Origin of the sequence: Microbacterium sp. 4-7 (genome assembly GCF_014332665.1) — a bacterium.
In the GTDB taxonomy this organism is placed as follows: Bacteria; Actinomycetota; Actinomycetes; order Actinomycetales; family Microbacteriaceae; genus Microbacterium.
On the sequence record NZ_MCRH01000005.1, the window covers coordinates 245,644 to 270,599 of the forward strand.

The following is a 24,956-nucleotide window of genomic DNA, read 5'->3' on the forward strand; positions in this document are numbered from 1 at the left end:
CATGTCGATGGTGCAAGCGCCACTGCCGGTCACGAAGGCGGAGTCCACCTCCGCCTCCGTGGCCGGCGGCCGGCCGCCCAAGCGGGGTTTCTCGCTGATCACGGCCCGCCCCTGGCTTCTTCTCGCCCCCGGGCTGGTCATCCTCGCGGTGCTCATGCTCTGGCCGCTCATCCAGGTCGTCATCTTCTCGCTGCAGGACTACGGTCTTCGCGAGATCAACACCGGCGAGAACAACTGGATCGGCGTCGACAACTACGTCGAGGCGCTCACCAACCCGACCCTGTGGACCGTCGTCCTGCCGAACACCGTCGGCTTCGCCGCCGTCGCCGTGTTCGTCACGGTCGCGGTCGGCACGCTCGTGGCGCTGCTGCTCGCGAAGCTGGGCACGGTGTGGCGCACCATCGTCTCGAGCTGCATCATGGTGGCGTGGGCGATGCCCGCCGTCACCGGAACCTACGTCTGGACGTTCATCTTCGATGCCGACCGCGGCATCTTCAACACCGTCCTGCAGGATCTCGGCCTGATGGACGACCCGGTGAACTGGTTCACCAATCAGTGGTCGTTCTACGCGATCGTGCTGCTGAACGTCGTGCACCACGGCTTCCCGTTCGTCGCCATCACGGTGCTCGCGGGCCTGCTCGGCGTCTCGAAGGAGATGCTCGAGGCGGCCGCGCTCGACGGCGCGAACGCGTGGATGCGGTTCTGGAAGATCATCTTCCCCACTCTCAAGCCCGTCTTCTCGGTCGTGATCATCCTGTCGACGATCTGGGACTTCAAGGTCTTCGCGCAGGTCTACCTGATGCCCGGTGGAGGCGGCGGCAACCGATCGGTGCTGAACCTCGGCGTCTGGTCGTACGTCGAATCCTTCGGCCAGAACCGCTACGGCTTCGGTGCCGCGCTCGCCGTGCTGCTCACCCTCGTGCTGATCGGCATCACGATCGTGTACATCCGCTCCCTCATGAAGGAGGACGAGCTGTGAACCCCCGCCCGTCTGTCATGTCGCGCGTCGGCACCGGCATCGCGATCGCCGCCGTCCTGATCTTCACGCTGTTCCCCGTCTACTGGATGGTCTCCAGTGCGCTCGACGCCAAGGCGTCCAGCGGAGGGCAGTCGCTGCTGCCTCAGGAGTTCACGTTCGACAACTTCGCCTTCGTCCTCACCGACGGCGGTTTCGGCACCTACCTCCGCAACTCCGCGATCGTGGCTCTCGTCACCGTCCTGGTCAGCGCCCTGGTGTGTCTGCTCGCGGCTGTCGCGGTCGCCCGGTTCCGCTTCAAGTTCCGCACGACCATCCTGATGATGATCCTCGTCGTGCAGATGGTTCCGCTCGAGGCCCTCGTCATCCCGCTCTTCCTGCAGGTCAAGAGCCTCGGGCTGCTCAACAGCATCCTCGGCCTGATGGTCGTGTACGTCGCGCTCTCGCTGGCGTTCGGGATCTGGATGCTGCGCGGGTTCGTCGCCGCCGTGCCCGTCGAGCTCGAGGAGGCCGCGTACATCGACGGCGCCAGCTGGTGGCGGATGTTCCGCTCGATCCTGCTGCCGCTGGTGATGCCCGGTCTCGTCGCGACCAGCATCTTCAGCTTCATCACGGCCTGGAACGAATTCATCTTCGCCATGACGATCCTCGGCAGCGCGACCGACCAGTACACGGTCTCGATCGGACTGAAGTCGTTCTTCGGCCTGCACTCCAACGACTGGGGCAGCATCATGGCCGCGTCGACGATCATCACGATCCCGGTGATGGTGTTCTTCGTGATCGTGCAGCGTCGTCTCTCGGCCGGCATGGTCGCGGGAGCGGTGAAGGGATGACCGACGACCTCGTCCGCCTCGCCAACGGGGTGCTCTGGCCGGGGTTCCTCGGCACGGAGGCCCCCGAATGGCTTCTCGACGAGCTGCGCGACGGCCTCGCGGGTGTCGTGTACTTCAGTCAGAACGTCGGCGAGGGACTTCCTTCTCTGAGCGACGAGATCCTGCGGGCCAATCCGGACGCGCTGATCGGGATCGACGAGGAGGGCGGCAACGTCACACGCCTCGAGTCCGCAGCCGGCTCCACGCTTCCGGGGGCGGCTCAGCTGGGCATCGTCGACGACGTCGAGGCGACGCGGGCATCGGGTGCCGAGCTGGCTCGACGAGTGGCCGCGATCGGCGGCAACGTCGTGCTCGGTCCCGTCGCGGATGTGAACACCGATCCGCGGAATCCTGTGATCGGCGTCCGTTCCTTCGGCAGCGACCAGAAGCTCGTCGCCCGACACGTGCAGGCGGCGGTGGAGGGCCTGCAGAGCACGGCGGTCGCGGCGTGCGTCAAGCACTTCCCGGGGCACGGTGACACGCACACCGACTCGCACCACGCACTGCCCGAGATCTCGCTGGGGATCGAGGAGTTCGAGCGCGTGCACCTCGAGCCGTTCCGCGCGGCGGTGGCCGCAGGTGTCGACGCCGTCATGACCGCGCACATCGTCGTTCCCGCCTGGGGCGCCGAGCCGGCGACGCTGAATCCCCGAGTGCTCGGGCTGCTCCGTGGCTGGGGCTTCGACGGCGTGATCATCACGGATGCCCTCGACATGGCGGCCATCCGCGAGACCGTCGGCATCGGCGAAGGCGCCGCGCGTGCCCTCGCGGCCGGAGCGGATCTGCTGTGCATCGGCAACCCGACGAACCGCGGTGAGGCCACGCTCCCCGACCAGGACCGTCGAGACTTCCTCGCCGCGCGCGACGGGATCCTCGCGGCGGTGGACGACGGCTCACTCTCTCGCGAGCGACTCGCCGAAGCGGCCGGGAGGGTCTCCCGCCTGGCTCAGACGCTGAGCGTCCGTGCCGAGACTGCGACTCCCGTCGACTACGACGGATCGGACATCGTCCGACGCGCGATCACAGGAGTGACGCGCGATGCCGAGGCGCTCGCCGTCGTCGATGCTCGCCGACGTTCGACGCTCGCGGTCGACAGCGCGTCGGCGTACGTGGCTGAGACTCTGGCGGCAGACGGTCATCGCGTGCGCGTCGACGTCGCACGGACGACGATCGACGAGCAGGATGGGGCTCTCGACGCGGCTGTCGCGGCAGACGGACTGACGGTCGTCCTCTTGGATCGTCCAGACACCGACGACGGGCAGCGTGCGCTCGTCGAGCGCGCCGCTCTGCGTGATCCCGACGCGGTCGTGGTCAACGTCGGACTCGCGGCACGGCAGCCTCTGCCCCTCGCGCTCGTGGAGGTCGGATCCGCGAGCCGGATCGGAGCCCAGGCCGCCAGAGATCGACTGATCGGGGGCTCGTCGCGCCGCGCCGATCCGTCGCCCGACAGCGCGGGTGCCGCCGACTGAGGCAGGATGACACCGTGGACGCCGATGTTCTCGCGCTGGTGCGCCGATCCGTTCCCCGACTGAGTGCTGCAGAAGCACGGGTCGCGGAGACGATCCTCGGAGACCCCACGCTCGTCGTCGACCTCGCCATCAACGACCTCGCCCAGCTCTGTCACACATCGCTGTCGACCGTGGCTCGCTTCGCGCAGTCGCTCGGCTTCAGCGGATACCGGGAGCTGCGGGTCGCGGTCGCCCGCACGATCACGCTCGCCCAGGCGCAGCAGGCGCGCTTCGGCCTCGACACCACGGCGATCGATCCCGATGACGAGCCGTCCGCCATCGCTGCGAAGCTCGCGGCACAGGAGATCGACGCGATCGAGAAGACGGCGCTCGGACTGGACGCCGACGCGCTCGACCGCGTCGCCAGGGCCGTCGTGGCGGCGCGCCACGTGGATCTGTTCGGGCAGGCCGCATCGTCGTTGACCGCTCAGGACCTTCAGCAGAAGCTCGCGCGCATCGGGTGCTCGGTCGCGCACTCCGCCGATCCGCACCTCGCCCTCACGACGGCGTCGCTGCGGACCCCGGAGGACGTCGTCATCGCGTTCTCCCACGGGGGCGAGACGCAGGAGGTCGTCCGGGCTGTCGAGATCGCCAGAGATGCGGGCGCCTTGTCGGTGGCCATCACCAGCGCCTCCGACTCGACGCTCGCGCTCGCCGCAGACGTCTCGCTGATCACCTACGCGCAGGAGTCGCCGTTCCGCATGGCCGCGATGTCGAGCCGCATCGCGCAGCTGGCGCTGGTCGACATCCTCTTCGTCCGGGTCGTCCAGCACCGGGGCGAACCCGTGGTCATCCCGCTCCAGCTGACGCACGACGCTGCGGCGCCACGTCGACGTCGCTAGAAGCAGGCGATGAGATACCCGTCGACCGTCACCGGTGCCCGTGGCGACCGGCAGGAACAGCGCCGCTGATCAGTCGATGTGGTCTCGGGTGCTGACCAGTGCCCTGGTCGCGATCCGGTGCGCGCGAGCGAGGCTGCCGGTGAGCGAGAGTCCCGACAGGACGCCGGCCAGGAATCCGGCGGCGAACGCATCTCCGGCGCCGATGGACTCCACGACGGGGACATCGAGCGACCTGCTGTCGGTGCGCTCGGCGCCGTCGAAGGCCACAGCGCCGTCTGGACTCGTGGCCAGCAGATACCTCGGTTCGGGGAACAGCTCGCGCAGTCGATCGGGCTCGCCGGTGCCGAAGACCGCCTCGGCGTCGGGGCGTGTGCAGAACGCGATGTCGGCGCGGCGGACGTAGTCCGCGATCACCGCGCGCCCCTCCTCCTGTCGCCCGCGCCACAGCGCAGGTCGCCAGTTCACGTCGAAGCTGAGCAGCCGCCCGTCGCGCGGCGCATCGAAGAGGGCGTTCTGCGCTGCGTGGGCGGTGTCCGAGAGAGCAGGCGTGATCCCCGAGGTGTGCACGAGGGCGGCCTGTGACAGCAGCGCGGATGCCGCGGGGGAGTCGAGCGTCGCCGGCGACAGGGCCGCGGCCGCGGAGCCCGAGCGGTAGTAGTGCATGGTCCCGTCGACGGAGCCGTCCGGACGCGGTGACAGCTCCTTGACGTAGAGGCCGGTGGGCGCCTCGGCGTCGATCTCCACGGCGGAGTCGTCGACCTCGTGCCGGCGCAGCTCGGCGGTGAGGAAGCGCCCGAACCCGTCGTCGCCCACACGGGAGACGACGGCGGTGCGGATGCCGGCCGAGGCCAGTGCGATCGCCGTGTTCCACTCCGCTCCGGCGAGCGAGCGGTGGAACGTCCGCACGTCCTCGAGGGGCGCGGCGATGGCCGGGACGAAGGAGACGAGGCCCTCGCCGACGCAGACGGCGAGGGGAGACGTGTCGGGCACGCTCTGGAGATTACCGGATCGGCCACACCCCCGGACATCCGTAACAGGAATGAAACCTGCAGGTGTTTGGCATCGGTCTGCGCACTGGGTAGTTTCAAGGAATCACCGTTTCCGAAGTCGACGATGTCTTCGGAACGCGCACAGCAGCGCTCGACAGAAAGGTCACACAATGCACCACTCAGTCATGCGTCGGCGAGGTCTCATCGCCGTCACCGGAGCGGCAGTCGCCGCGATGGTCCTCTCAGGATGCGTCGCCAGCGAGCGCGGCGACGACGGCGGAGAGGCGTCCGGCGATGTCGACGGAACCTTCGTGTTCGCGGCGTCCTCCGACCCGGCGAGCCTCGACCCGGCCTTCGCCCAGGACGGCGAGAGCTTCCGCGTCTCGCGTCAGATCTTCGAGGGCCTCGTCGGCACCGAGCCCGGCACGGCCGACCCGGCACCGCTGCTGGCCGAGTCATGGGAATCGTCCGAAGACGGCATGAGCCACACCTTCACGCTGAAGGAGGACGTGACCTTCCACGACGGCACGCCGTTCAACGCCGAAGCCGTATGCGCGAACTTCGACCGCTGGTTCAACTGGACCGGCCTCGCGGCCTCCGAGGCGTTCGGCTACTACTACAACAAGCTCTTCAAGGGCTACGCGGAGAACCCGGCTGACGCCGTCTACAAGTCCTGCACCCCCGACGGCGACTACTCCGTGACGATCGACCTGAACAAGCCGTTCGCAGGGTTCGTGGCGTCGCTGTCGCTGCCGTCCTTCTCCATGCAGAGCCCTTCGGCCCTGCAGGAGTTCGGTGCTGATGAGGTCAGCGGCTCGGCCGAGGCACCCGTCCTCTCGGAGTACGCGATGGGGCACCCGGTCGGCACCGGCCCGTACCAGTTCGACGAGTGGGCGCCGGGCGAGCAGGTCTCGCTCAAGGCGTACGACGACTACTGGGGCGAGGCGGGTCAGATCGACGAGATCATCTTCCGCACGATCGACGACCCGACCGCGCGTCGTCAGGCTCTCGAGTCCGGCTCCATCGACGGCTACGACCTCGTCGGTCCGGCCGACACGCAGGCACTCGAGGACGACGGCTTCACCATGGTCTCCCGTCCTCCGTTCACGATCCTGTACCTCGCGTTCAACCAGGCGCTCCCTGAGCTGCAGGACCCGAAGGTCCGCGAGGCGCTCTCGTACGCGGTCGACAAGGATGCCCTGATCAGCCAGGTCCTGCCCGAGGGCACCGAGAAGGCGATCGAGTTCGTGCCCGACACCGTCAACGGCTACAACCCCGATGTCACGACCTACGACTACGACCCCGAGAAGGCCAAGGAGCTGCTGGCAGAGGCCGGCTACGACGAGGCCAACCCGCTGAAGCTGACCTTCAACTACCCGGTCAACGTCTCGCGTCCCTACATGCCGGACCCCGAGCAGATCTTCACGGTCCTCTCGTCGCAGCTCGCCGAGGTCGGCGTCGAGACCACCCCGGTCTCGGAGGAGTGGGTCGAGTACCTCGACCGCACCACCGGCACGTCGGACCACGGCATCCACCTGCTCGGCTGGACCGGTGACTACAACGACACGGACAACTTCGTCGGCGTCTTCTTCGGGCAGCAGAGCTCCGAGTGGGGCTTCGACAACCCGGAGCTGTTCCAGAAGCTCAACGAGGCTCGCGGCGTCTCCAACCTCGAGGACCAGACGGCCCTCTATGAGGAGATCAACGAGATGGTCGCGCAGTTCATCCCCGGTGTCCCGCTCGCGCACCCGGCGCCCACACTGGCGTTCGACCCGCGTGTCGAGAGCTACCCCGCCAGCCCGGTGAACGACGAGGTCTTCACGGACATCGTCCTCACCGAGTAGGTCTGACCGACTGAGTTGCCCACCCGGGTCCCCGCGCTCGCCGCGGGGACCCGGGCCCGGCGTACCTTCTGATCAACGGAGACCTCTTGCTGCGCACCATCGGCAGACGACTGCTTTTCCTCATCCCCACCCTGATCGGCCTCAGCATCCTGCTGTTCGCCTGGGTCAGGGCCCTCCCCGGCGGCCCGGCCGTCGCGCTTCTCGGCGAGAAGGCGACACCCGAGGCCATCGAGAGGGTCAACGAGCTCTACGGCTTCAACAAGCCCATCATCGAGCAGTACTTCATCTGGGTCGGCCGCCTGCTGCAGGGCGACTTCGGCACATCGATCCAGACCAACCGGCCGGTCACGGAGGAGTTCTTCCGCCGATTCCCGGCCACGATCGAGCTGAGCGTCGTCGCGCTCATCTTCGCGGTCGGCGTGGGCATCCCGCTCGGATACTGGGCCGCTCGCCGCCACGGCAAGTTCACCGACCACGCGTCGGTCGTGCTGAGTCTCATCGGCATCACCATCCCGGTGTTCTTCCTCGCCTTCATCCTCAAGTACGTGTTCGCCGTGCAGCTCGGCTGGCTGCCGTCGGACGGCAGGCAGAACCCACGAATAGACGCCACCCATCCGACGGGGTTCTATGTGTGGGACGGCATCATCACCGGCGAGTTCGACGCCTCGTGGGATGCCCTCATGCACCTGGTGCTCCCGGCACTCGCGCTCGGCACCATCCCGCTCGCGATCATCGTCCGCATCACCAGGGCGAGCGTGCTCGAAGTGCAGAACGCGGACTACGTGCGGACGGGGCGGGCGAAGGGCGTCGGCTCGTCGACGCTGCGCAGTCGCTTCATCCTCCGCAACGCGATGCTGCCGGTGATCACGACGATCGGTCTGCAGACCGGGCTCCTGATCTCGGGGGCAGTGCTCACCGAGACCGTCTTCGCGTTCCCCGGCATCGGGTCCTTCCTCGCGAGGGCGATCTTCACACGGGACTTCCCCGTGCTGCAGGGGTTCATCATCTTCATCGCGATCGCCTACGCGCTGATCAACCTGGCCGTCGACGTGTCGTACAGCTTCATCGATCCGAGAGTGCGGGTGCAGTGATGATCCGTCTCGTTCTCCGAAAGGGGGTGGCGTCATGACCATCTCGCTCCCACCCGCGCAGGGTCCGTCCGCGGCGAGCGGCTCGGTCGTCGACACGGTCGCCGTGAATCAGGCCGGCCTCAAAGAGGGGCCCGGGGGGTTCTGGCGCGACGTGTTCCGCCGCCTCCGCCGCAACCCGACGGCCTGGATCGGCGCCGGCATCGTGCTGGTGTTCGTCCTCGTCTCGGTGCTCGCGCCATTGCTCGCCCCGTACCCCGAGACGGCGTTGCCCGGCGCGAAGTACATCACGCCGACGCACATCCCCGGTCCGGGGGAGCTGCCGGAGTTCCCCCTCGGGCTCGACCGCTTCGGCGGCGATGTGCTCTCCAAGCTCATCTGGGGCGCGCAGGCGTCGCTGCTGATCGGTGTGATCTCGACCGCGCTCGGTCTGGTCGGCGGAATGATCCTCGGACTCCTCGCCGGCACGTTCGGCGGATGGGTCGACACCCTCATCATGCGCATCGTCGACATCATCCTGTCGGTGCCGAACCTGCTGCTGGCGGTATCCATCGCCGCGATCCTGGGTCAGACGCCCTTCGCGGTGATGATCGCCATCGGAGCATCCCAGGTTCCGATCTTCGCCCGCCTCCTGCGGGCGTCGATGCTGCAGCAGCGATCGAGCGACTACGTGCTCTCGGCCCATACGCTGGGGCTCGGTCGCGGGCAGATCACCATGTCGCATGTGCTGCCGAACGCCATCGGGCCTGTCATCGTGCAGGGCACGCTCACACTCGCGACGGCGGTGATCGATGCGGCGGCGCTGTCGTTCCTCGGTCTCGGCGGCGGCCGTCCCGAGACGGCCGAGTGGGGCCGCATGCTCACCTACGCCCAGGCCGAGCTGGCCATCGCGCCATGGCTGGCATTCCTGCCCGGCATCTGCATCGCGGTCACCGCGCTCGGCTTCACCCTGTTCGGTGAAGCCCTGCGCGAGGCCATGGACCCGAGGACGAGAGCACGATGAACGCTGCGAAAGAGACACGGACCACGGACGCTCCGCTGCTGTCCGTCGAAGGGCTGGCGGTCGACTTCGCCACCATGGACGGCGTCGTGCACGCCGTCGAGGGAGTCGACCTCGAGATCGCGCCGGGCCAGACCGTCGCGATCGTGGGGGAGTCCGGGTCGGGCAAGTCGACCACTGCCATGGCCATCATCGGGCTGCTCGCCGGTGGCGGGCGCGTGGCCGGCGGCAGCATCCGCCTCGACGGCAAGGACATCACCCGCGCTCCCGAGAGCGAGCTGCGCACCATCCGCGGGCGCGACATCGGCCTCGTGCCGCAGGACCCCATGTCGAACCTGAATCCGGTCGCGAAGATCGGCACCCAGGTCGCCGAGACCCTGCTCGCCCACGGACTCGCCACCAGGCAGAACGTGCAGCAGAAGGTCGTCGAGGCGCTGACAGCCGCCGGACTGCCGGATCCCGAGAAGCGCGCGAAGCAGTACCCGCACGAGTTCTCCGGCGGCATGCGCCAGCGCGCACTGATCGCGATCGGCCTGGCGTGCAAACCGCGCCTGCTGATCGCGGACGAGCCGACGAGCGCGCTCGACGTGACGGTGCAGCAGACGATCCTCGACCAGATCGGCGACATGACGCGCGAGCTCGGCACCGCCGTGCTGCTCATCACGCACGATCTGGGACTCGCGGCCGAGCGTGCCGAGCGCGTCATCGTGATGCACCGCGGCAAGGTGGTCGAGCAGGGGCCGGCGAAGCAGATCCTCGAGAATCCGCAGCACCCCTACACGCAGTCGCTCGTGCAGGCGGCGCCGTCGGTGGCTGCCGCGCGTCTGCGCCCGGAGGCGTTCCACGCCGAGGAGCGTCCGTCCGATCCGAACGCAGCCGAGGATGCCTCGAGCGCGCTCGCCCTGCCGATAGCGGACAACATCGTCGAGATCGAGAACCTCACCAAGGTCTATCCGGTCCGCGGGCAGAAAGAGGACTTCGTCGCCGTGAACGACGTGTCGCTCGCCATCCCGCGCGGCGAGACGGTGGCGATCGTGGGCGAGTCCGGTTCGGGCAAGACGACGACCGCGCGGATGCTGCTGAAGATCATCGAGCCGACGAGCGGTCTCATCCGTTACGAGGGAAAGGACGTCTCCTCGCTCACCCGTGCGGAGACCCGGGACTTCCGGCAGAAGGTGCAGCCGATCTTCCAGGATCCGTACTCGAGCCTGAATCCGATGTTCACCATCGAGCGCCTCATCTCCGAGCCGCTGGACTTCTACAAGCGGGGGAGCGGCGCCGATCGGCGCAAGCGCGTCCGGCAGCTGCTCGACGACGTGGCCCTGCCGCAGTCGATGCTGCGCCGGTATCCGTCCGAGCTGTCCGGCGGTCAGCGGCAGCGTGTCGCGATCGCCCGTGCGCTCGCACTCTCGCCCGAGCTGATCGTGTGCGACGAACCCGTGTCAGCGCTCGACGTCCTCGTGCAGGATCAGATCCTGAACCTGCTGGGCGACCTGCAGACCGAGTACGGACTCAGCTATCTCTTCATCTCCCACGACCTCGCCGTGGTCCGCCTGATCAGCGACTACGTGTGCGTGATGAAGGACGGCTCGCTCGTCGAGGCGGCATCCTCGGAGGAGATCTTCACGAATCCTCGAGACCCGTACACGCGACGTCTGCTGGCGTCGATCCCGGGGAACGAACTCAACATCGCCTCCTGACGACGACGATGCGTCCCGCCCCGAGCGCGAGCTCCGGGGCGGGCGCACCGGGTCGACGGACGACGCTTCCGGGTGCCATTACCGCAGCATCCGAAGAAGGTCAAGGATTGCGCTTGCCATGTCGCAAGATCGCGCGTATAGTTGGTAGTTGCGCTCGCTTCTCCGTGCCCTCATATGGTGGTCGGCATTTCGTTGAGTCTTTGAGCGCACACTCCACCTGACGACAAAGGAATCGAGAAGCCCTGCGGGGCTCACGGAGGTTATTCCCTTGGCTGCTGCTCGCAACGCATCCACATCCACCACCACCAAGAACGGACGCGGAGCTTCCCGTCTTTCGTTCGCCAAGATCTCCGACACGCTGACGGTCCCTGACCTTCTCGCTCTGCAGACGGAATCCTTCGGATGGCTCGTCGGCAACGACGCCTGGAAGGCTCGAGTCGCAGAGGCCAAGAAGGCCGGCCGCACCGACGTGAACGAGAACAGCGGTCTCGGCGAGATCTTCGAGGAGATCTCTCCGATCGAGGACCTCGGCGAGACGATGCAGCTGTCGTTCACCAACCCTTACCTCGAGCCGGAGAAGTACTCGATCGAGGAGTGCAAGGAGCGCGGCAAGACGTACGCCGCTCCGCTGTACGTCGAGGCCGAGTTCATGAACCACCTCACGGGTGAGATCAAGACCCAGACGGTCTTCATGGGCGACTTCCCGCTGCAGACCGACAAGGGAACGTTCATCATCAACGGCTCCGAGCGCGTCGTCGTCTCGCAGCTCGTGCGTTCGCCCGGTGTGTACTTCGACAAGACCCCCGACAAGACGTCCGACAAGGACATCGTGTCGGCTCGCGTCATCCCGAGCCGTGGTGCATGGCTCGAGTTCGAGATCGACAAGCGCGACCAGGTCGGCGTGCGCGTCGACCGCAAGCGCAAGCAGTCGGTCACCGTGTTCCTCAAGGCGCTGGGCATGACCAGCGAGGAGATCCTCACGGAGTTCGCCGGCTACACCTCGATCGAGGAGACGCTCGCGAAGGACACGATCGTCACGAAGGAAGATGCGCTCCGCGACATCTACCGCAAGCTGCGTCCGGGCGAGCAGGTCGCCGCCGAGGCCGCCCGCGCGCTCCTCGACAACTTCTACTTCAACCCGAAGCGCTACGACCTCGCGAAGGTGGGTCGTTACAAGATCAACCACAAGCTCGGTCTCGACGCTCCGCTGACCGACTCGGTCCTCACGGTTCAGGACATCGTCGCGACGATCAAGTACCTCGTGCGTCTGCACGCAGGCACGGAAGAGACCTTCCCCGGCATCCGCTCGGGCAAGAAGGCCGACATCCGCATCGCGACCGATGACATCGACAACTTCGGCAACCGTCGCATCCGCGCGGTCGGCGAGCTGATCCAGAACCAGGTCCGCACCGGTCTGTCCCGCATGGAGCGCGTCGTCCGCGAGCGCATGACCACGCAGGACATCGAGGCGATCACGCCGCAGACCCTGATCAACGTGCGCCCCGTCGTCGCCGCGATCAAGGAGTTCTTCGGAACCTCGCAGCTGTCGCAGTTCATGGACCAGAACAACCCGCTCGCGGGTCTGACCAACAAGCGCCGCCTCTCGGCCCTCGGCCCCGGTGGTCTGAGCCGTGACCGCGCAGGCGTCGAGGTCCGTGACGTCCACCCGTCGCACTACGGCCGCATGTGCCCCATCGAGACCCCTGAAGGCCCGAACATCGGTCTGATCGGTGCCCTCGCGACCTTCGCGCGCATCAACTCGTTCGGTTTCATCGAGACCCCGTACCGCAAGGTCGAGGGTGGCGTCGTCACCGAGCACATCGATTACCTGACCGCTTCTGAAGAGGTCGACTTCAACATCGCGCAGGCGAACGCCCCGCTCGACAAGAACGGTCGCTTCCGCGAGAGCCACGTCCTCGCGCGCCCCAAGGGCGGTAGCGGTGAGGTGGACCTCTTCCTTCCGGAGGAGATCGGCTACATCGACGTCTCGCCGCGCCAGATGGTGTCGGTCGCGACCTCGCTCGTGCCCTTCCTCGAGCACGACGACGCACAGCGCGCACTCATGGGCGCCAACATGCAGCGTCAGGCTGTGCCGCTGCTCCGCAGCGACTCGCCGCTCGTCGGAACCGGTATGGAGGGCTACACGGCCATCGACGCCGGCGACGTGCTCACGGCTGAGAAGCCGGGTGTCGTCACCGAGGTCTCCGCAGACCGCGTCACCGTCATGCTCGACGAGGGTGGAACGCAGGACTACCACCTGCGCAAGTTCGACCGCTCGAACCAGGGCACGTCGTACAACCAGAAGGTCGTCGTCAACGAGGGCGACCGCGTCGAGGTCGGAGAGGTCATCGCCGATGGCCCCGCCACCGAGAACGGCGAACTGGCACTCGGAAAGAACCTCCTCGTCGCGTTCATGACGTGGGAGGGCTACAACTTCGAGGACGCGATCATCCTGAGCCAGGACCTGGTCAAGGACGACACCCTCTCCTCGATCCACATCGAGGAGTACGAGGTCGACGCGCGCGACACGAAGCTCGGCAAGGAGGAGATCACCCGTGACCTCCCCAACGTCAGCCCCGAGCTCCTGAAGGATCTCGACGAGCGCGGCATCATCCGCATCGGTGCCGAGGTCCGCCCCGGCGACATCCTCGTCGGCAAGGTCACGCCGAAGGGCGAGACCGAGCTGTCGGCGGAAGAGCGTCTGCTCCGCGCGATCTTCAACGAGAAGAGCCGCGAAGTCCGTGACACCTCTCTCAAGGTGCCCCACGGCGAGCAGGGCACGATCATCGCCGTCAAGGAGTTCAACGCCGAGGACGGCGACGACGAGCTCGGCTCCGGTGTCAACCGCCGCGTCGTGGTCTACATCGCCCAGAAGCGCAAGATCACCGAGGGTGACAAGCTCGCCGGTCGTCACGGCAACAAGGGTGTCATCGCCAAGATCCTCCCGATCGAGGACATGCCGTTCCTCGCGGACGGAACCCCGGTCGACATCGTCCTGAACCCGCTGGGCATCCCCGGTCGAATGAACTTCGGCCAGGTGCTCGAGACCCACCTCGGGTGGATCGCGAAGCAGGGCTGGAAGGTCGAAGGCACCCCGGAGTGGGCTGCGCGACTCCCCAAGGACGCGTTCGAGGCTGCCCCCGGCACCAAGGTCGCGACCCCGGTGTTCGACGGTGCGAGCGAGGAGGAGATCTCCGGTCTCCTCGACGCGACCACCCCGACCCGTGACGGCATCCGCCTGATCGACTCGACCGGAAAGACGCAGCTGTTCGACGGCCGCTCCGGTGAGCCGTTCCCGGCGCCGATCTCGGTGGGCTACATGTACATCCTGAAGCTGCACCACCTGGTCGACGACAAGATCCACGCACGTTCGACGGGTCCGTACTCGATGATCACCCAGCAGCCGCTCGGTGGTAAGGCGCAGTTCGGTGGCCAGCGATTCGGTGAGATGGAGGTGTGGGCCCTCGAGGCCTACGGCGCCGCATACGCGCTCCAGGAGCTCCTCACGATCAAGTCCGACGACATCCTCGGCCGCGTCAAGGTGTACGAGGCGATCGTCAAGGGCGAGAACATCCAGGAGCCCGGCATCCCCGAGTCCTTCAAGGTGCTCATGAAGGAGATGCAGTCGCTCTGCCTGAACGTCGAGGTCCTCTCGGCAGACGGCACGCTCGTCAACCTGCGTGACACCGACGACGAGGCCTTCCGCGCTGCGGAGGAACTCGGCATCAACATCTCCAGCCGCTTCGAGGCCGCCTCGATCGACGAGATCTAAGGTCCAGGCCGCCGACCGCGCGTCACGCCCGGTCGGCGGCCCACCTCCCCGATTTCTTCAGAAGAATTCCTACACAGGAGAATTTGTGCTCGAGTCAAACACTTTCGATGAGCTTCGCATCGGCCTGGCCACCGCGGACCACATCCGCGCCTGGTCCTACGGCGAGGTCAAGAAGCCTGAAACCATCAACTACCGCACCCTGAAGCCGGAGAAGGACGGTCTCTTCGGAGAGCAGATCTTCGGCCCGTCCCGCGACTGGGAGTGCGCCTGCGGCAAGTACAAGCGTGTCCGCTTCAAGGGCATCGTCTGCGAGCGCTGCGGCGTCGAGGTCACCAAGTCCTCGGTCCGTCGTGAGCGCATGGGTCACATCGAGCTCGCCGCTCCCGTCACCCACATCTGGTACTTCAAGGGTGTTCCCTCGCGTCTCGGGTACCTGCTCGACATGGCGCCGAAGGACCTCGAGAAGGTCATCTACTTCGCCGCCTACATGGTCATCTCGGTCGACGAGGATGCTCGTCACCGCGACCTGGGCACGCAGGAGAACAACATCCGTCTCGAGCTGAAGACGCTCGGAGACCGTCGCGACGCGAAGATCGCCGAGCGCCTGGCTCGCCTGGAGGAGGAGCTCGCTTCCCTCGAGGCGGAGGGTGCCAAGGCCGACGCGAAGAAGAAGGTCAAGGACGCCGCCGAGAAGGAGATGTCGCTCATCCGCAAGGGTGCCGACGAGGCGATCGCCAAGCTCGAGCGCGTGTGGGAGGACTTCCGCACGCTCGAGGTCGGCGCACTGCGTCCCGAGGACGACGTCTTCCACGAGCTCCAGGACCGCTTCGGTCAGTACTTCGAGGCCTACATGGGCGCCGAGTCGATCCAGCGTCGCCTCGCGGCGTTCGACCTGGCAGCCGAGGCGGAGAGCCTGCACCTGCAGATCTCCGAGGGCAAGGGCCAGCGCAAGATCCGCGCGATCAAGCGTCTGAAGGTCGTCAACTCGTTCCTGGAGACCGGCATGAGCCCGGCCGCCATGGTCCTCGACGTCGTTCCGGTGATCCCGCCGGAGCTGCGCCCGATGGTGCAGCTCGACGGTGGCCGCTTCGCGACCTCCGACCTCAACGACCTCTACCGTCGTGTGATCAACCGCAACAACCGTCTTCGTCGTCTGATCGACCTCGGTGCTCCCGAGATCATCGTCAACAACGAGAAGCGGATGCTGCAGGAGGCCGTCGACGCACTGTTCGACAACGGTCGCCGTGGTCGTCCCGTCACCGGTACCGGCAACCGTGCCCTGAAGTCCCTCAGCGACATGCTGAAGGGCAAGCAGGGTCGTTTCCGCCAGAACCTGCTCGGCAAGCGCGTCGACTACTCGGGCCGTTCGGTCATCATCGTCGGCCCGCAGCTGAAGCTGCACCAGTGCGGTCTGCCCAAGCAGATGGCGCTGGAGCTCTTCAAGCCGTTCGTCATCAAGCGCCTGATAGACCTCGGTCACTCGCAGAACATCAAGGCGGCCAAGCGCGCTGTCGAGCGCACGCGTCCCGAGGTCTGGGACGTGCTCGAGGAGATCATCCGCGAGCGTCCGGTGCTGCTCAACCGTGCGCCCACGCTGCACCGTCTCGGCATCCAGGCCTTCGAGCCTCAGCTCGTCGAGGGCAAGGCCATCCAGCTGCACCCGCTCGTCTGCGCGGCGTTCAACGCCGACTTCGACGGTGACCAGATGGCTGTCCACCTGCCGCTGTCGGTCGAGGCTCAGGCCGAGGCCCGCGTGCTCATGCTCGCGTCGAACAACATCCTGAAGCCGTCCGACGGACGCCCGGTCACCCTGCCTTCGCAGGACATGATCATCGGTCTGCACCACCTGACCACGGTCAAGGCGGGCGCAGCCGGTGAGGGCCGTGCATTCGGTTCGGTGGGCGAGGCGATCCTGGCGAAGGACGAGGGAACCCTCGACCTGCAGGCCAAGGTCCGCATCCGCATCCCGGGTCTCACGTTCCTCGAGGGCGAAGCTCCCGAGGGCTACGAGCGTCACGGTCTCGTCGACGCATCGCTCGGTCAGGCGATCTTCAACGACACGCTGCCCAAGGGATACCCGTTCGTCCGCGAGCAGGCTGACAAGAACAAGCTGTCGCAGATCGTCAACAAGCTGGCCGAGGAGTACCCCAAGGTCGAGACGGCTGCGTCGCTGGACCGCATCAAGGACGCCGGTTTCTACTGGGCCACGCGCTCGGGTGTGACCGTCGCCCTGAGCGACATCCTCACGCCGCCGAACAAGGCTGAGATCGTCGCGGGCTACGAGAAGCAGGCCGCGAAGGTCCAGTCCCAGTACGAGAAGGGCCTCACGACCGACGTCGAGCGTCGTCAGGAGCTCATCAAGATCTGGACCGAGGCGACCGACGAGGTCCAGGCTGCGATGAAGGCCAACTTCCCCGAGGACAACACCATCAACCGCATGGTGTCGTCGGGTGCTCGTGGTAACTGGCTGCAGATCCGGAACATCGCCGGTATGCGTGGTCTGGTGAACAACCCCAAGGGTGAGATCATCCCGCGTCCGATCATCTCCTCGTACCGCGAGGGTCTGTCGGTTGCGGAGTACTTCATCGCGACGCACGGTACCCGTAAGGGTCTCGCCGACACCGCTCTGCGTACCGCCGACTCGGGTTACCTGACCCGTCGTCTGGTGGATGTCTCGCAGGACGTCATCATCCGCGAAGAGGACTGCGGCACGTCGAAGGGCCTCGAGCTCCCGATCGCCGCTCCGAACTCGCAGGGTGAGCTCGTGCGCGACGCGAACGTCGAGAACTCGGTGTTCGCTCGTACGCTGGCCTCCGACGTGGTCGACAGCAAGGGTGAGGTCCTCGCCTCTGCCGGCGACGACGTGGGTGACGTTCTCATCGACAAGCTGGTCGGTCTCGGTGTCGAGAGCATCAAGGTGCGCTCGGTCCTCACCTGCGACTCCGCCGTCGGTGTCTGCGCGCAGTGCTACGGCCGTTCGCTCGCGACGGGTAAGACCGTCGACATCGGCGAGGCCGTCGGCATCATCGCGGCACAGTCGATCGGTGAGCCCGGTACCCAGCTGACGATGCGTACGTTCCACACCGGTGGTTCGGCGTCGGCAGATGACATCACGCAGGGTCTGCCCCGCGTGCAGGAGCTCTTCGAGGCTCGCACCCCGAAGGCCGCATCGCCGATCGCCGAGGCCGATGGCCGCATCACGATCGACGAGACGGACAAGGCCAAGAAGGTCATCCTGACGCCCGACAACGGTGACGAGGAAGTGATCTACCCGGTCCTGAAGCGTGCGACGCTTCTGGTCGAGGACGGTCAGCACGTCACGGTCGGTCAGCCTCTCCTGGTCGGAACGCTCGACCCCAAGGAGGTCATGCGCGTCATGGGTGCCCGCGAGGTGCAGCGTTACCTCGTCGGCGGCGTCCAGGGTGTCTACCGCTCGCAGGGTGTGCCGATCCACGACAAGCACATCGAGGTCATCGTCCGTCAGATGCTCCGCAAGGTCACCGTCGTCGATCACGCCGACACGACCCTGCTCCCGGGTGAGATGGTCGACCTCAAGCGCTACCAGGCGATCAACCGCGAGGCTGTGGCAGAGGGCAAGCGCCCCGCGTCCGGCCGTCCGGAGCTGATGGGTATCACGAAGGCGTCGCTCGCGACCGAGTCGTGGCTGTCGGCCGCTTCCTTCCAGGAGACGACCCGCGTTCTCACGCAGGCCGCCATGGAGGGCAAGCGCGACCCGCTGGTCGGTCTCAAGGAGAACGTCATCATCGGAAAGCTCATCCCCGCCGGAACCGGTCTCTCGAAGTACCGCGACGTCACGGTCGAGGCGACGGAGGAAGCCAAGAGCGAGCGCTACCCGAACCGGATCTTCGCATCCGACGGTGCGTACGCCGACGGCGACTTCGGTTACGTCGACTTCGACGCGTTCTCGACGGACGACATCACGCCGGGTACGTACAACTGATCGAGTGAGTGAGTGAGAAGGCCCCGGGCGATTCGCCCGGGGCCTTCTTCGTGCCCGGATCCGGGGTGCCTGCCGTGGACAGGGCGGCGGATCAGTCGAAGAGGTGCGCCACGATGCTCGAGGTGTATCCCTCGGGCGCGAGATTCGAGTACTGGGAGTCGATCAGCACGTCGTCCCGCCAGAAGAGGGTGCGACCGTCGGTGACAGGGTACTGCTCGTTCTGCCAGGTCTTCTCGCAGCGCGTGCCGCCGTCGGGAGTGAAGCACGTGTAGCCCTCGTCGGCCACGAGAGCGTTCAGCATGTCGAGGGCCGGCCCTCGGTTCATCAGGGAGATGGTGGTGACCAGCCGGGTGGTGTCCGCCCTCGGATCCGCCCAGATGCAGGTGAGCTCGCCGTCGTCTCCGACCCCGGACGGCCCGAAGGCCGCGTCATTGAGTGGCACTCCCTCGAGCTGTGCGAGCACGTCGTCCGAGAGGATCGCCCTGCAGTCGGTCGGGAGAGCGATCGGAGTCTCTGTCGGTGTGGGGGAGGGCGACGGGCTCTCCGATTCGTCCGGTCCCGGACTCGACGACGGTTCAGCGGAATCGTTCGACGGAGTGGTGCCCGAACCGGTCGGATCGCAGCCGGTGAGCACGGCGAGGAGCAGGAGAGCCGCAGCGCCGGCGGCGATTCGAGCGTTCATGCGCTCACCGTAGCGCTGTGCCCAGCCCGCGCAGGGAGGCTGACCGAACCGCCGAAGAAGCCGCTCTCGCGGTAGTGTCGGCGGAATGAGTGATGATTCCTCCCGTATGCCCGGTGCAGTCGTCGTCGGAGACGCGCTGATCGACGAGATCCACGACGTCGGCGGGGTGCGTGAGCTGGTCGGCGGCGCGGCACTGAACGTCGCCGTCGGTCTTCGCAGGCTCGGGGTGCCGACCACCCTGATCGCGATGGTCGGGGACGACGAAGCGGGGGCGCACATTCGCGAATACCTCGACGATCACGACGTGCGGCTGATCGCCAGCGAGGCGCCGCTGGGCTCGTCCCGGGCGATCGTGCAGCGTGGTCCCGACGGCGAGCCCGTCTACGTGTTCAACGAGGCCGCGCAGAGGCGCAGCATCCGCTATTCCGACGAGGCTGTCCGTGCGATCGCCGATTCGGATCTCGTGGCCGTCAGCTGCTTCCCCTTCGACGTGCCCGGTGAGGTCGACGCCCTGCTCGACGCCGTCGGCGACACTCGCCTCGCTGTCGACCCGAACCCACGGTCGGGGATGCTGAGCGACCGTGCCGAGTTCGTGCAGGGCTTCGAGCGCGCCGCCGCAGGAGCGTCGATCGTCAAGATCGGCGCCGATGATGCGTCTCTCCTCTATGACGGCGATCTCGATGCGCTGAGGGCGCGGCTGCGCGCGCTCGGGGTGAGCGCGGTGCTCGCGACCGCAGGCGCCGATGGTGCAGCCCTCGAGTCGGATGCCGGCATCGTCACGGCGCCCATCTCGACGCTGCCCGGTCGCGTCGTCGACACCGTGGGAGCCGGAGATGCGACTCTCGCGGCCGTGGCGGCCGGCCTTGCTCAGGGGACACCCTCCGATGCGGAAGGCCGGCAGCACCTGCTCGATCGAGCCATGGATGTGGCCGCTGCGACGTGCCGAGCCGAGGGCGGCCTGCTGCGGACTCCGGAGTCGATCGCTGACGCCGATCGCGGCGTGTTCGGCAGCTGAGCGTTCGATTTCTCACGCTTGCCCTCGGCAGGTATGATTATCTATCGTGCCCCCGGTTGGCTGTCGAAGTCGGACGGGTGCGCTCTGGCGAGTTACCCAAGCGGCCAAAGGGATCTGACTGTAAATCAGACTGCTCAGCATTCGGGGGTTCGAATCCCTCACTCGCCACCATGGGGTATTCCCGGATCTCGAGGAAATCATTCCCGTATCTCGGAAGACGAGGTCAGAAGAGGAAAACCACCGGAAGCCCAGTGGTTTTCCTCTTTTTCGGGTCATTTGCTCGGCTTCACGGATGCGATTCTGAACGGCCTTCCCGGGTGCCTGGGGCGCGATGACATGGACCGGCCCCTTAGGCACGCGTGGCCTAGTCAGTCGACGACCTGCTGGATGAGCTCGAGTACGCGCGCCCACGACGTGCACGTAGCCTGATTCCACGAGGCGCTTCTTCGCCGAGCCGCTTCGGCTGCAAGTGGATCATGGCGCTTCGGCAGCGCCGTGAAAGCTGGGTCTACGGCGTCGGTGTCGCGGCAGCCGCGAACACTTCCACATAGGCATCGAACCGGAACCCATCGTTGACGAACTCGCCGTCGTCGAACAGGCTGTGGCCGTCTCAGGTGAAGGCCATCGTCCATGAATCCGGGTGCCCGATGCCATCGACCTGTCGGCGGATGTCGTCTTGAATGGTGGGCAGGATCCGCGACACAGTCTCCTCGGTCGTTGACGCCGCATGCAACGACTCTGACGAGGCCACGAAGATCGTGTGGCCCGGAACGGTTGTCAGCGGGCTGTCGCGGAGGCGCCGCCGGATCCTCCCGGAGTAGAGATCCTCGAGGCTGGCGCGGAGCGCCAGCCCGATGTCGACTGTGATGTCGCTGACGTAGTCGTTGGGGTGAATGGGCTGAGGGGTCACGGTCGTCTCCTGCATGTGTGAGGTACCCGAAGAACCGGGTACCCCACACACATGCGCGGTCTCGCGCTAGGCGTGCGTCACATCTTGACCAGCCCGTAGCGGGCGCGACGCGCGGCCGGCATCCCACGGCCCTTGCGGGCGTTCTTCGTCCGTCGCGGTGCGGAGACATGACGGTTCGTCCGCTTCTGACGACGGTTCGGCTCTGGGGCCGGCCGTGACTCGTTGTACTCTTCCTCCAGCCAGTTCGCGATGATGAGGCCGTTCTTGGCGATGACACCGAGGAGAGCGAGGAACGCCTGGTTGGGCTCTCCACGCAGACGTCGGTTGGTGGAGTCGTGCAGGCTGTTGTCGGAGCGCTTGAGTAGCTTGTTGAACGACTCGATGGTCTGGCGTCCGTAGGTGTGGGCGTCGTCCCACTCGGCGGTGCCGTAGTGGTGGTGCTGGCGGTACTTCGCTCCGAGCTCGGCGTCGAAGGTCACGCTCGAATCGTTGGTACAGATGTGACCCGGGGCCTTCGGCACGTTCTCTACGGGCAGCGGCTGTGCGCCGTTCCTCGGCGCCGGCTCGTTCGGCCTGAGGGGGCACTCGAGGCTCCGACCTTCACCGGAACCGGGGCAGGGCATGACCAGGTTGCCGTTAGCCTTCTTGTCCTTCTGGTACAGCTCCCACTTCGTGCGTTCCTGGAGTGCGGCGTACCGCCACTGACGATGGCTGAGCTCTCGCTCTGCGCGGATGGCCTTGGTGAGCTTCTTGTTCCTCTTGTCTTCCTGAACCTTCTTGTTGTACGTGACCATGATTTGCCGGTGGCTCATCGGGGTCGCCGGGCACATCCAGCGGCCTTCGAGCATGAACGCCCCGTGCGCCTGCGCCTGGGTGGTGCCTTCGCCTTTCGATGCCCGCGCCGTCGGCAGCGGGTAACGCATGCTCAGCATCGCTCCCGCTTCGCGCAGCGGGGCCTGCAGCACCTGAGGGTTCGCGTTCGGAAGGTACGCCTGGTCGCCGATGATGTACCCGAACCCGTGACCACACGCGAGGATGTCGTCGAAGATGTCCCGAGCCCGATAGTTGGAGTCAGATGTCGGGGTGTGGAAGTTGAACCCGACGATGATGTGCGGAACGGACTCACGGTACTTTGGGTCGTTGGAGACGAGCACCGCGAGCTCGGCCTCGTAGCCGTACCCGACCTTCTTCGCGTGAGTTTCCTCACCGTCCCAGCTGTCGCGCTGGTCATAGGTGCGGATGTACCACCCGGCGTCGGGGTCCAGTGGAATCGTCTCGTCGTCTCGGCGATTCTCTCGTCGTTCTTTCGACATGCCGCGGCTGGGGGCGGCGAGGAAGGTGGCGTCGACGGCCAGGCTCAGTTCATGGGTCTTTGCCGATGCCGGCAAGGTGTCGTACTGGGCGTGCAGCAGGTCGTTGGCGAAACGGAAGAAGCGCATGCGCCGGTCTTCGAGCTCATCGGCGCGCATCTCCCGGTCCTCGAGGACGGCGGGCCATTCGCCCTTGAGGAGCGGGCGCTGACGGGTGGGGAGGGGCTTGTAGTCGAACACGTCCAGGAGGCGGTTCGTCGCACGCTCCACACGTCATGCCGGCAGGAGCAGCTTTGCCAAGCCCGATCCGCTGACGATCCGCGTCCACCTTCGACTGCTCCGTCGCAGCGTCGAGGACCGCACCATCCAGATTGGTCAGTAGTGCGGAATGAGTGACGAGGAACTCATACTCCTTGTGCAGCGCCGACAAGTGGCGGTCGGCGAATTCGGTTGCGGACGGTGCGGTCGCCAGGTGCGCGGCATGCGCGTACGCCTCGACGGCTCCACGGGCGACGGTGACACTGGTGGTCGTAGCGACACGAGCCAGGTGGTTCAGTGACCGGAGATGGTCGGCCCCGCTGAGTATCGCGCCATTGATGGCCGTGAACGTGGGCACGACCTGGTCGCCGGCCAGCCGGTCATCACCCCAGATCACGATGGGGGAACCTTCGGGCGGTGCCGTCGAGCGGAACTCTGCCATGAGACTGTCGCCGAGGTCTGCGAACGTCGTCAGAGCGATGGTCACGTTGTTCCGGTCTTCGGAGGTGAGGGTCACGAACACAGACTAGAGCCACCGGAACTGCTCGCGGGACGCACATGGCGAGCGGAACGTCCGCTACGGGGTCGGCGAATCTACACGCACCCGAAGTTGGATGGAACCGTGGCGGCGTATCCGGACATTACGTTCTATGAGGGCCACCGACTTCGTCGCTCTACGCGAACGCTGCCTTGCACTTATCGACCACCACTACCGAGACCACCGCGTCGGTCCGGCCTGGCTTGCTCGTGAGCTTTTCGTCTCTCGCCGCCAGCTCGACAGAGCATTCGTCGGTTGCCCGAGCGTTGCCGAGCTCCTCGCCAAGCGCCGACTCCGGCAGGTCGTGGCCATCGCCGCTTTCCGCCCCGACATTCCCATGTCCATCGTCGCGCGACGCTGCGGGTACGGGACGTATGAGACTTTCCGTGCTCAGTGTCACCGTTACTTGCAGTGCAGCCCGCGGGATGCGCGAAACACTCACGCTGAGACTCTGAGGGCATTGACGTTGCCGACGGCCGCATAGCGCTGGCTGTTGATGTGCAGACACGTCCGAGGTGGGACCTTGTGTCGACGACTCCGTTTAGACTCGGGGAGGCAGTCGGGGCTTTCCGATGTCTGTACGTCGCGAGGTGAGGCAGTGTCGGAGAACGCAGAGACGAGGGCGCCTCACGACGGCGAACTCCTCTTCCGCCTTTCGCGAGGCGACGAACCGGCGTATCGCATGTTGCACGACCGGCACCAGGCTCCGGTGTGGCGAATGTCGCTCGTGCTGATGCGCACCACGTGGGATGCCGAAGAGGTCGCGGCTACCGCATTCTTCGAACTGTGGCGCAAGCGCGACAAAGTCCGGGTCGTCGACGGATCGGTGCTGCCTTGGCTCCTGGCGACGACGTCGTTCGCAGCGAAAAACAGCCTTCGTTCCCGTCGCCGGTACCAACGGCTCCTCACCCGTATCCCGCACGACGGCGACGTTCCCGACCATGCCGACGAAGTTGCCCAGGCCATGGACTCCCTGAGGATCTCGAGCGACGTGCGCGAGGCCTTGCTCCACCTCAACCAGCGGGACGCGAGCGTCGTCATCCTGTGCGTGATCCAAGAACTACCTACCTCGGAGGCAGCGGTCGTGCTCGGCATACCCGAGGGGACGGTCAAGTCCCGGTTGTCGCGCGTGAAGACCCGCCTGCGAGGAGTGCTTCATGAGTATGCTCCGACAACAGAGGAGGCGAACGCGTGACTGACCCATCCGAAGGAATGCCGCACCGCCGCGAGGTGCAGGACTTGCTCATCGAGCAGATGCGCCGGGACTTGTCGCGCCAGCCATGGTGGAAGACCCTTACGGGGCGGCTATCCATCGCCGCTGGCGTGCTCGTTGTGGCGGGGGCAGGAGTCGCCGCCGTGGTCCTCTTGGAAGAACGCCCGGTCGACGACACCAGCATCGTGCAGTGCCTCGAAGGTCCATACCGGAACCCGGACGGCACGCTGTCTGGCGCGGCGGTGAGTATCGCCACGCCAGACGGCGTCGTACCGATTGAAGACGCAGAGGCTGTATGCATCCAGATGTGGGAGTCCGGTGCGTTTGCCGAGACGGACCCACTGTCCGCGACGCCAGGCCCGGCTGTTGCTCCGTCCGAGTTCACGACCTGCGTCACCGACAATGGCGAAGCAGCGGTCGTGCCAGGAAAGATCGAGTGCTCGACGCTTCGCTTGCACCCGTATCAGAGCTGAGCCGG

General features: G+C 66.3%; 19 protein-coding genes and 1 tRNA gene. 15 read left to right on the forward strand and 5 right to left on the reverse strand.

Features of this window, described 5'->3' with window-relative positions; genetic code table 11:
- Window position 1: 1 nt before the first annotated feature.
- Genes BEP68_RS11245 through BEP68_RS11260 form a run of 4 tightly spaced genes read left to right on the forward strand, consistent with a single transcriptional unit; the run spans window position 2 to window position 4,198 of the window.
- Complete coding sequence (locus tag BEP68_RS11245; protein WP_053098892.1) at window positions 2-979, forward strand: carbohydrate ABC transporter permease; 978 nt, start codon at window positions 2-4, stop codon at window positions 977-979.
- Entirely contained in the window at window positions 976-1,809 is an 834-nt protein-coding gene (locus BEP68_RS11250) for a carbohydrate ABC transporter permease (RefSeq protein WP_053098893.1), read from the forward strand. Before BEP68_RS11245 ends, BEP68_RS11250 begins: the two co-directional genes overlap by 4 nt.
- Window positions 1,806-3,317 (forward strand): glycoside hydrolase family 3 N-terminal domain-containing protein, encoded by a 1,512-nt coding sequence (locus tag BEP68_RS11255; RefSeq protein WP_187250013.1) that lies wholly within the window; start codon window positions 1,806-1,808, stop codon window positions 3,315-3,317. The genes BEP68_RS11250 and BEP68_RS11255 overlap by 4 nt, the downstream gene beginning before the upstream one ends.
- Window positions 3,318-3,331: 14 nt before the next feature.
- On the forward strand, window positions 3,332-4,198 hold the full coding sequence (locus BEP68_RS11260) for a MurR/RpiR family transcriptional regulator (RefSeq protein WP_053098895.1): 867 nt from the start codon (window positions 3,332-3,334) through the stop codon (window positions 4,196-4,198).
- 69 nt (window positions 4,199-4,267) lie between these two features.
- On the opposite strand, the gene BEP68_RS11265 is transcribed toward BEP68_RS11260, so the two are convergent.
- A complete protein-coding gene (locus tag BEP68_RS11265) occupies window positions 4,268-5,188 on the reverse strand; it encodes a sugar kinase (RefSeq protein WP_187250014.1) in 921 nt (306 codons plus the stop codon).
- 169 nt (window positions 5,189-5,357) lie between these two features.
- Between BEP68_RS11265 and BEP68_RS11270 the strand changes: the two genes are divergently transcribed.
- The 6 genes from BEP68_RS11270 (at window position 5,358) to rpoC (ending at window position 18,552) form a co-directional block, all read left to right on the forward strand.
- Window positions 5,358-7,031 carry an ABC transporter substrate-binding protein gene (locus BEP68_RS11270; RefSeq protein WP_053098897.1) on the forward strand — a complete coding sequence of 558 codons (1,674 nt, stop codon included), beginning with the start codon at window positions 5,358-5,360 and terminating at the stop codon, window positions 7,029-7,031.
- An 86-nt stretch (window positions 7,032-7,117) separates the two neighbouring features.
- Window positions 7,118-8,122: an ABC transporter permease gene (locus BEP68_RS11275; protein ID WP_187250015.1), complete on the forward strand. Its 1,005-nt coding sequence runs from the start codon at window positions 7,118-7,120 to the stop codon at window positions 8,120-8,122.
- Between the two features lie 34 nt (window positions 8,123-8,156).
- Window positions 8,157-9,122, forward strand: a complete 966-nt coding sequence (locus tag BEP68_RS11280) for an ABC transporter permease (protein WP_187250016.1) — start codon at window positions 8,157-8,159, stop codon at window positions 9,120-9,122.
- Window positions 9,119-10,819, forward strand: a complete 1,701-nt coding sequence (locus tag BEP68_RS11285) for an ABC transporter ATP-binding protein (protein ID WP_187250017.1) — start codon at window positions 9,119-9,121, stop codon at window positions 10,817-10,819. Before BEP68_RS11280 ends, BEP68_RS11285 begins: the two co-directional genes overlap by 4 nt.
- Window positions 10,820-11,087: 268 nt before the next feature.
- Complete coding sequence (locus tag BEP68_RS11290; protein ID WP_053098901.1) at window positions 11,088-14,591, forward strand: DNA-directed RNA polymerase subunit beta; 3,504 nt, start codon at window positions 11,088-11,090, stop codon at window positions 14,589-14,591.
- An 85-nt stretch (window positions 14,592-14,676) separates the two neighbouring features.
- Window positions 14,677-18,552 carry a DNA-directed RNA polymerase subunit beta' gene (gene rpoC / locus BEP68_RS11295; protein ID WP_053098902.1) on the forward strand — a complete coding sequence of 1,292 codons (3,876 nt, stop codon included), beginning with the start codon at window positions 14,677-14,679 and terminating at the stop codon, window positions 18,550-18,552.
- A 91-nt stretch (window positions 18,553-18,643) separates the two neighbouring features.
- Here rpoC and BEP68_RS11300 read toward each other — a convergent pair whose 3' ends face one another.
- A complete protein-coding gene (locus BEP68_RS11300) occupies window positions 18,644-19,234 on the reverse strand; it encodes a hypothetical protein (RefSeq protein ID WP_053098903.1) in 591 nt (196 codons plus the stop codon).
- 85 nt (window positions 19,235-19,319) lie between these two features.
- Between BEP68_RS11300 and BEP68_RS11305 the strand changes: the two genes are divergently transcribed.
- Together BEP68_RS11305 and BEP68_RS11310 are read left to right on the forward strand one after the other, a co-directional pair.
- Window positions 19,320-20,249 carry a carbohydrate kinase family protein gene (locus BEP68_RS11305; protein WP_187250018.1) on the forward strand — a complete coding sequence of 310 codons (930 nt, stop codon included), beginning with the start codon at window positions 19,320-19,322 and terminating at the stop codon, window positions 20,247-20,249.
- Window positions 20,250-20,335: 86 nt separating this feature from the next.
- Window positions 20,336-20,420 (forward strand) — tRNA-Tyr (locus BEP68_RS11310).
- A 439-nt stretch (window positions 20,421-20,859) separates the two neighbouring features.
- On the opposite strand, the gene BEP68_RS11315 is transcribed toward BEP68_RS11310, so the two are convergent.
- The 3 genes from BEP68_RS11315 to BEP68_RS11325 form a co-directional block, all read right to left on the reverse strand.
- Complete coding sequence (locus BEP68_RS11315) at window positions 20,860-21,159, reverse strand: hypothetical protein (protein ID WP_187250019.1); 300 nt, start codon at window positions 21,157-21,159, stop codon at window positions 20,860-20,862.
- A 77-nt stretch (window positions 21,160-21,236) separates the two neighbouring features.
- Window positions 21,237-22,709 (reverse strand): hypothetical protein, encoded by a 1,473-nt coding sequence (locus tag BEP68_RS11320; RefSeq protein WP_187250020.1) that lies wholly within the window; start codon window positions 22,707-22,709, stop codon window positions 21,237-21,239.
- The gene (locus tag BEP68_RS11325; protein WP_187250021.1) at window positions 22,615-23,244 is read right to left on the reverse strand and encodes a hypothetical protein; all 630 of its coding nucleotides are present in this window, start codon (window positions 23,242-23,244) and stop codon (window positions 22,615-22,617) included. Before BEP68_RS11325 ends, BEP68_RS11320 begins: the two co-directional genes overlap by 95 nt.
- A gap of 133 nt (window positions 23,245-23,377) precedes the next feature.
- Here BEP68_RS11325 and BEP68_RS18435 point away from each other — a divergent pair, with 133 nt between their 5' ends.
- From BEP68_RS18435 to BEP68_RS11340, 3 genes are all read left to right on the forward strand, one after another.
- On the forward strand, window positions 23,378-23,749 hold the full coding sequence (locus BEP68_RS18435; RefSeq protein WP_187250022.1) for a helix-turn-helix domain-containing protein: 372 nt from the start codon (window positions 23,378-23,380) through the stop codon (window positions 23,747-23,749).
- Between the two features lie 198 nt (window positions 23,750-23,947).
- Window positions 23,948-24,460, forward strand: a complete 513-nt coding sequence (locus BEP68_RS11335) for an RNA polymerase sigma factor (protein ID WP_187250148.1) — start codon at window positions 23,948-23,950, stop codon at window positions 24,458-24,460.
- Window positions 24,457-24,951, forward strand: coding sequence for a hypothetical protein (locus BEP68_RS11340; protein ID WP_141651271.1), 495 nt, complete (start codon window positions 24,457-24,459; stop codon window positions 24,949-24,951). Before BEP68_RS11335 ends, BEP68_RS11340 begins: the two co-directional genes overlap by 4 nt.
- Window positions 24,952-24,956 lie beyond the last annotated feature (5 nt).

Excerpts from the sequence above, each read along its gene's own strand:
- BEP68_RS11305 (WP_187250018.1), top strand. The coding sequence starts at position 19,320 with ATGAGTGATGATTCCTCCCGTATGCCCGGTGCAGTCGTCGTCGGAGAC.
- BEP68_RS11280 (WP_187250016.1), top strand. The coding sequence starts at position 8,157 with ATGACCATCTCGCTCCCACCCGCGCAGGGTCCGTCCGCGGCGAGCGGC.
- BEP68_RS18435 (WP_187250022.1), top strand. The coding sequence starts at position 23,378 with ATGAGGGCCACCGACTTCGTCGCTCTACGCGAACGCTGCCTTGCACTT.
- BEP68_RS11285 (WP_187250017.1), top strand. The coding sequence starts at position 9,119 with ATGAACGCTGCGAAAGAGACACGGACCACGGACGCTCCGCTGCTGTCC.
- BEP68_RS11255 (WP_187250013.1), top strand. The coding sequence starts at position 1,806 with ATGACCGACGACCTCGTCCGCCTCGCCAACGGGGTGCTCTGGCCGGGG.
- BEP68_RS11270 (WP_053098897.1), top strand. The coding sequence starts at position 5,358 with ATGCACCACTCAGTCATGCGTCGGCGAGGTCTCATCGCCGTCACCGGA.
- BEP68_RS11245 (WP_053098892.1), top strand. The coding sequence starts at position 2 with ATGTCGATGGTGCAAGCGCCACTGCCGGTCACGAAGGCGGAGTCCACC.
- BEP68_RS11300 (WP_053098903.1), bottom strand. The coding sequence starts at position 19,234 with ATGAACGCTCGAATCGCCGCCGGCGCTGCGGCTCTCCTGCTCCTCGCC.
- BEP68_RS11335 (WP_187250148.1), top strand. The coding sequence starts at position 23,948 with ATGTTGCACGACCGGCACCAGGCTCCGGTGTGGCGAATGTCGCTCGTG.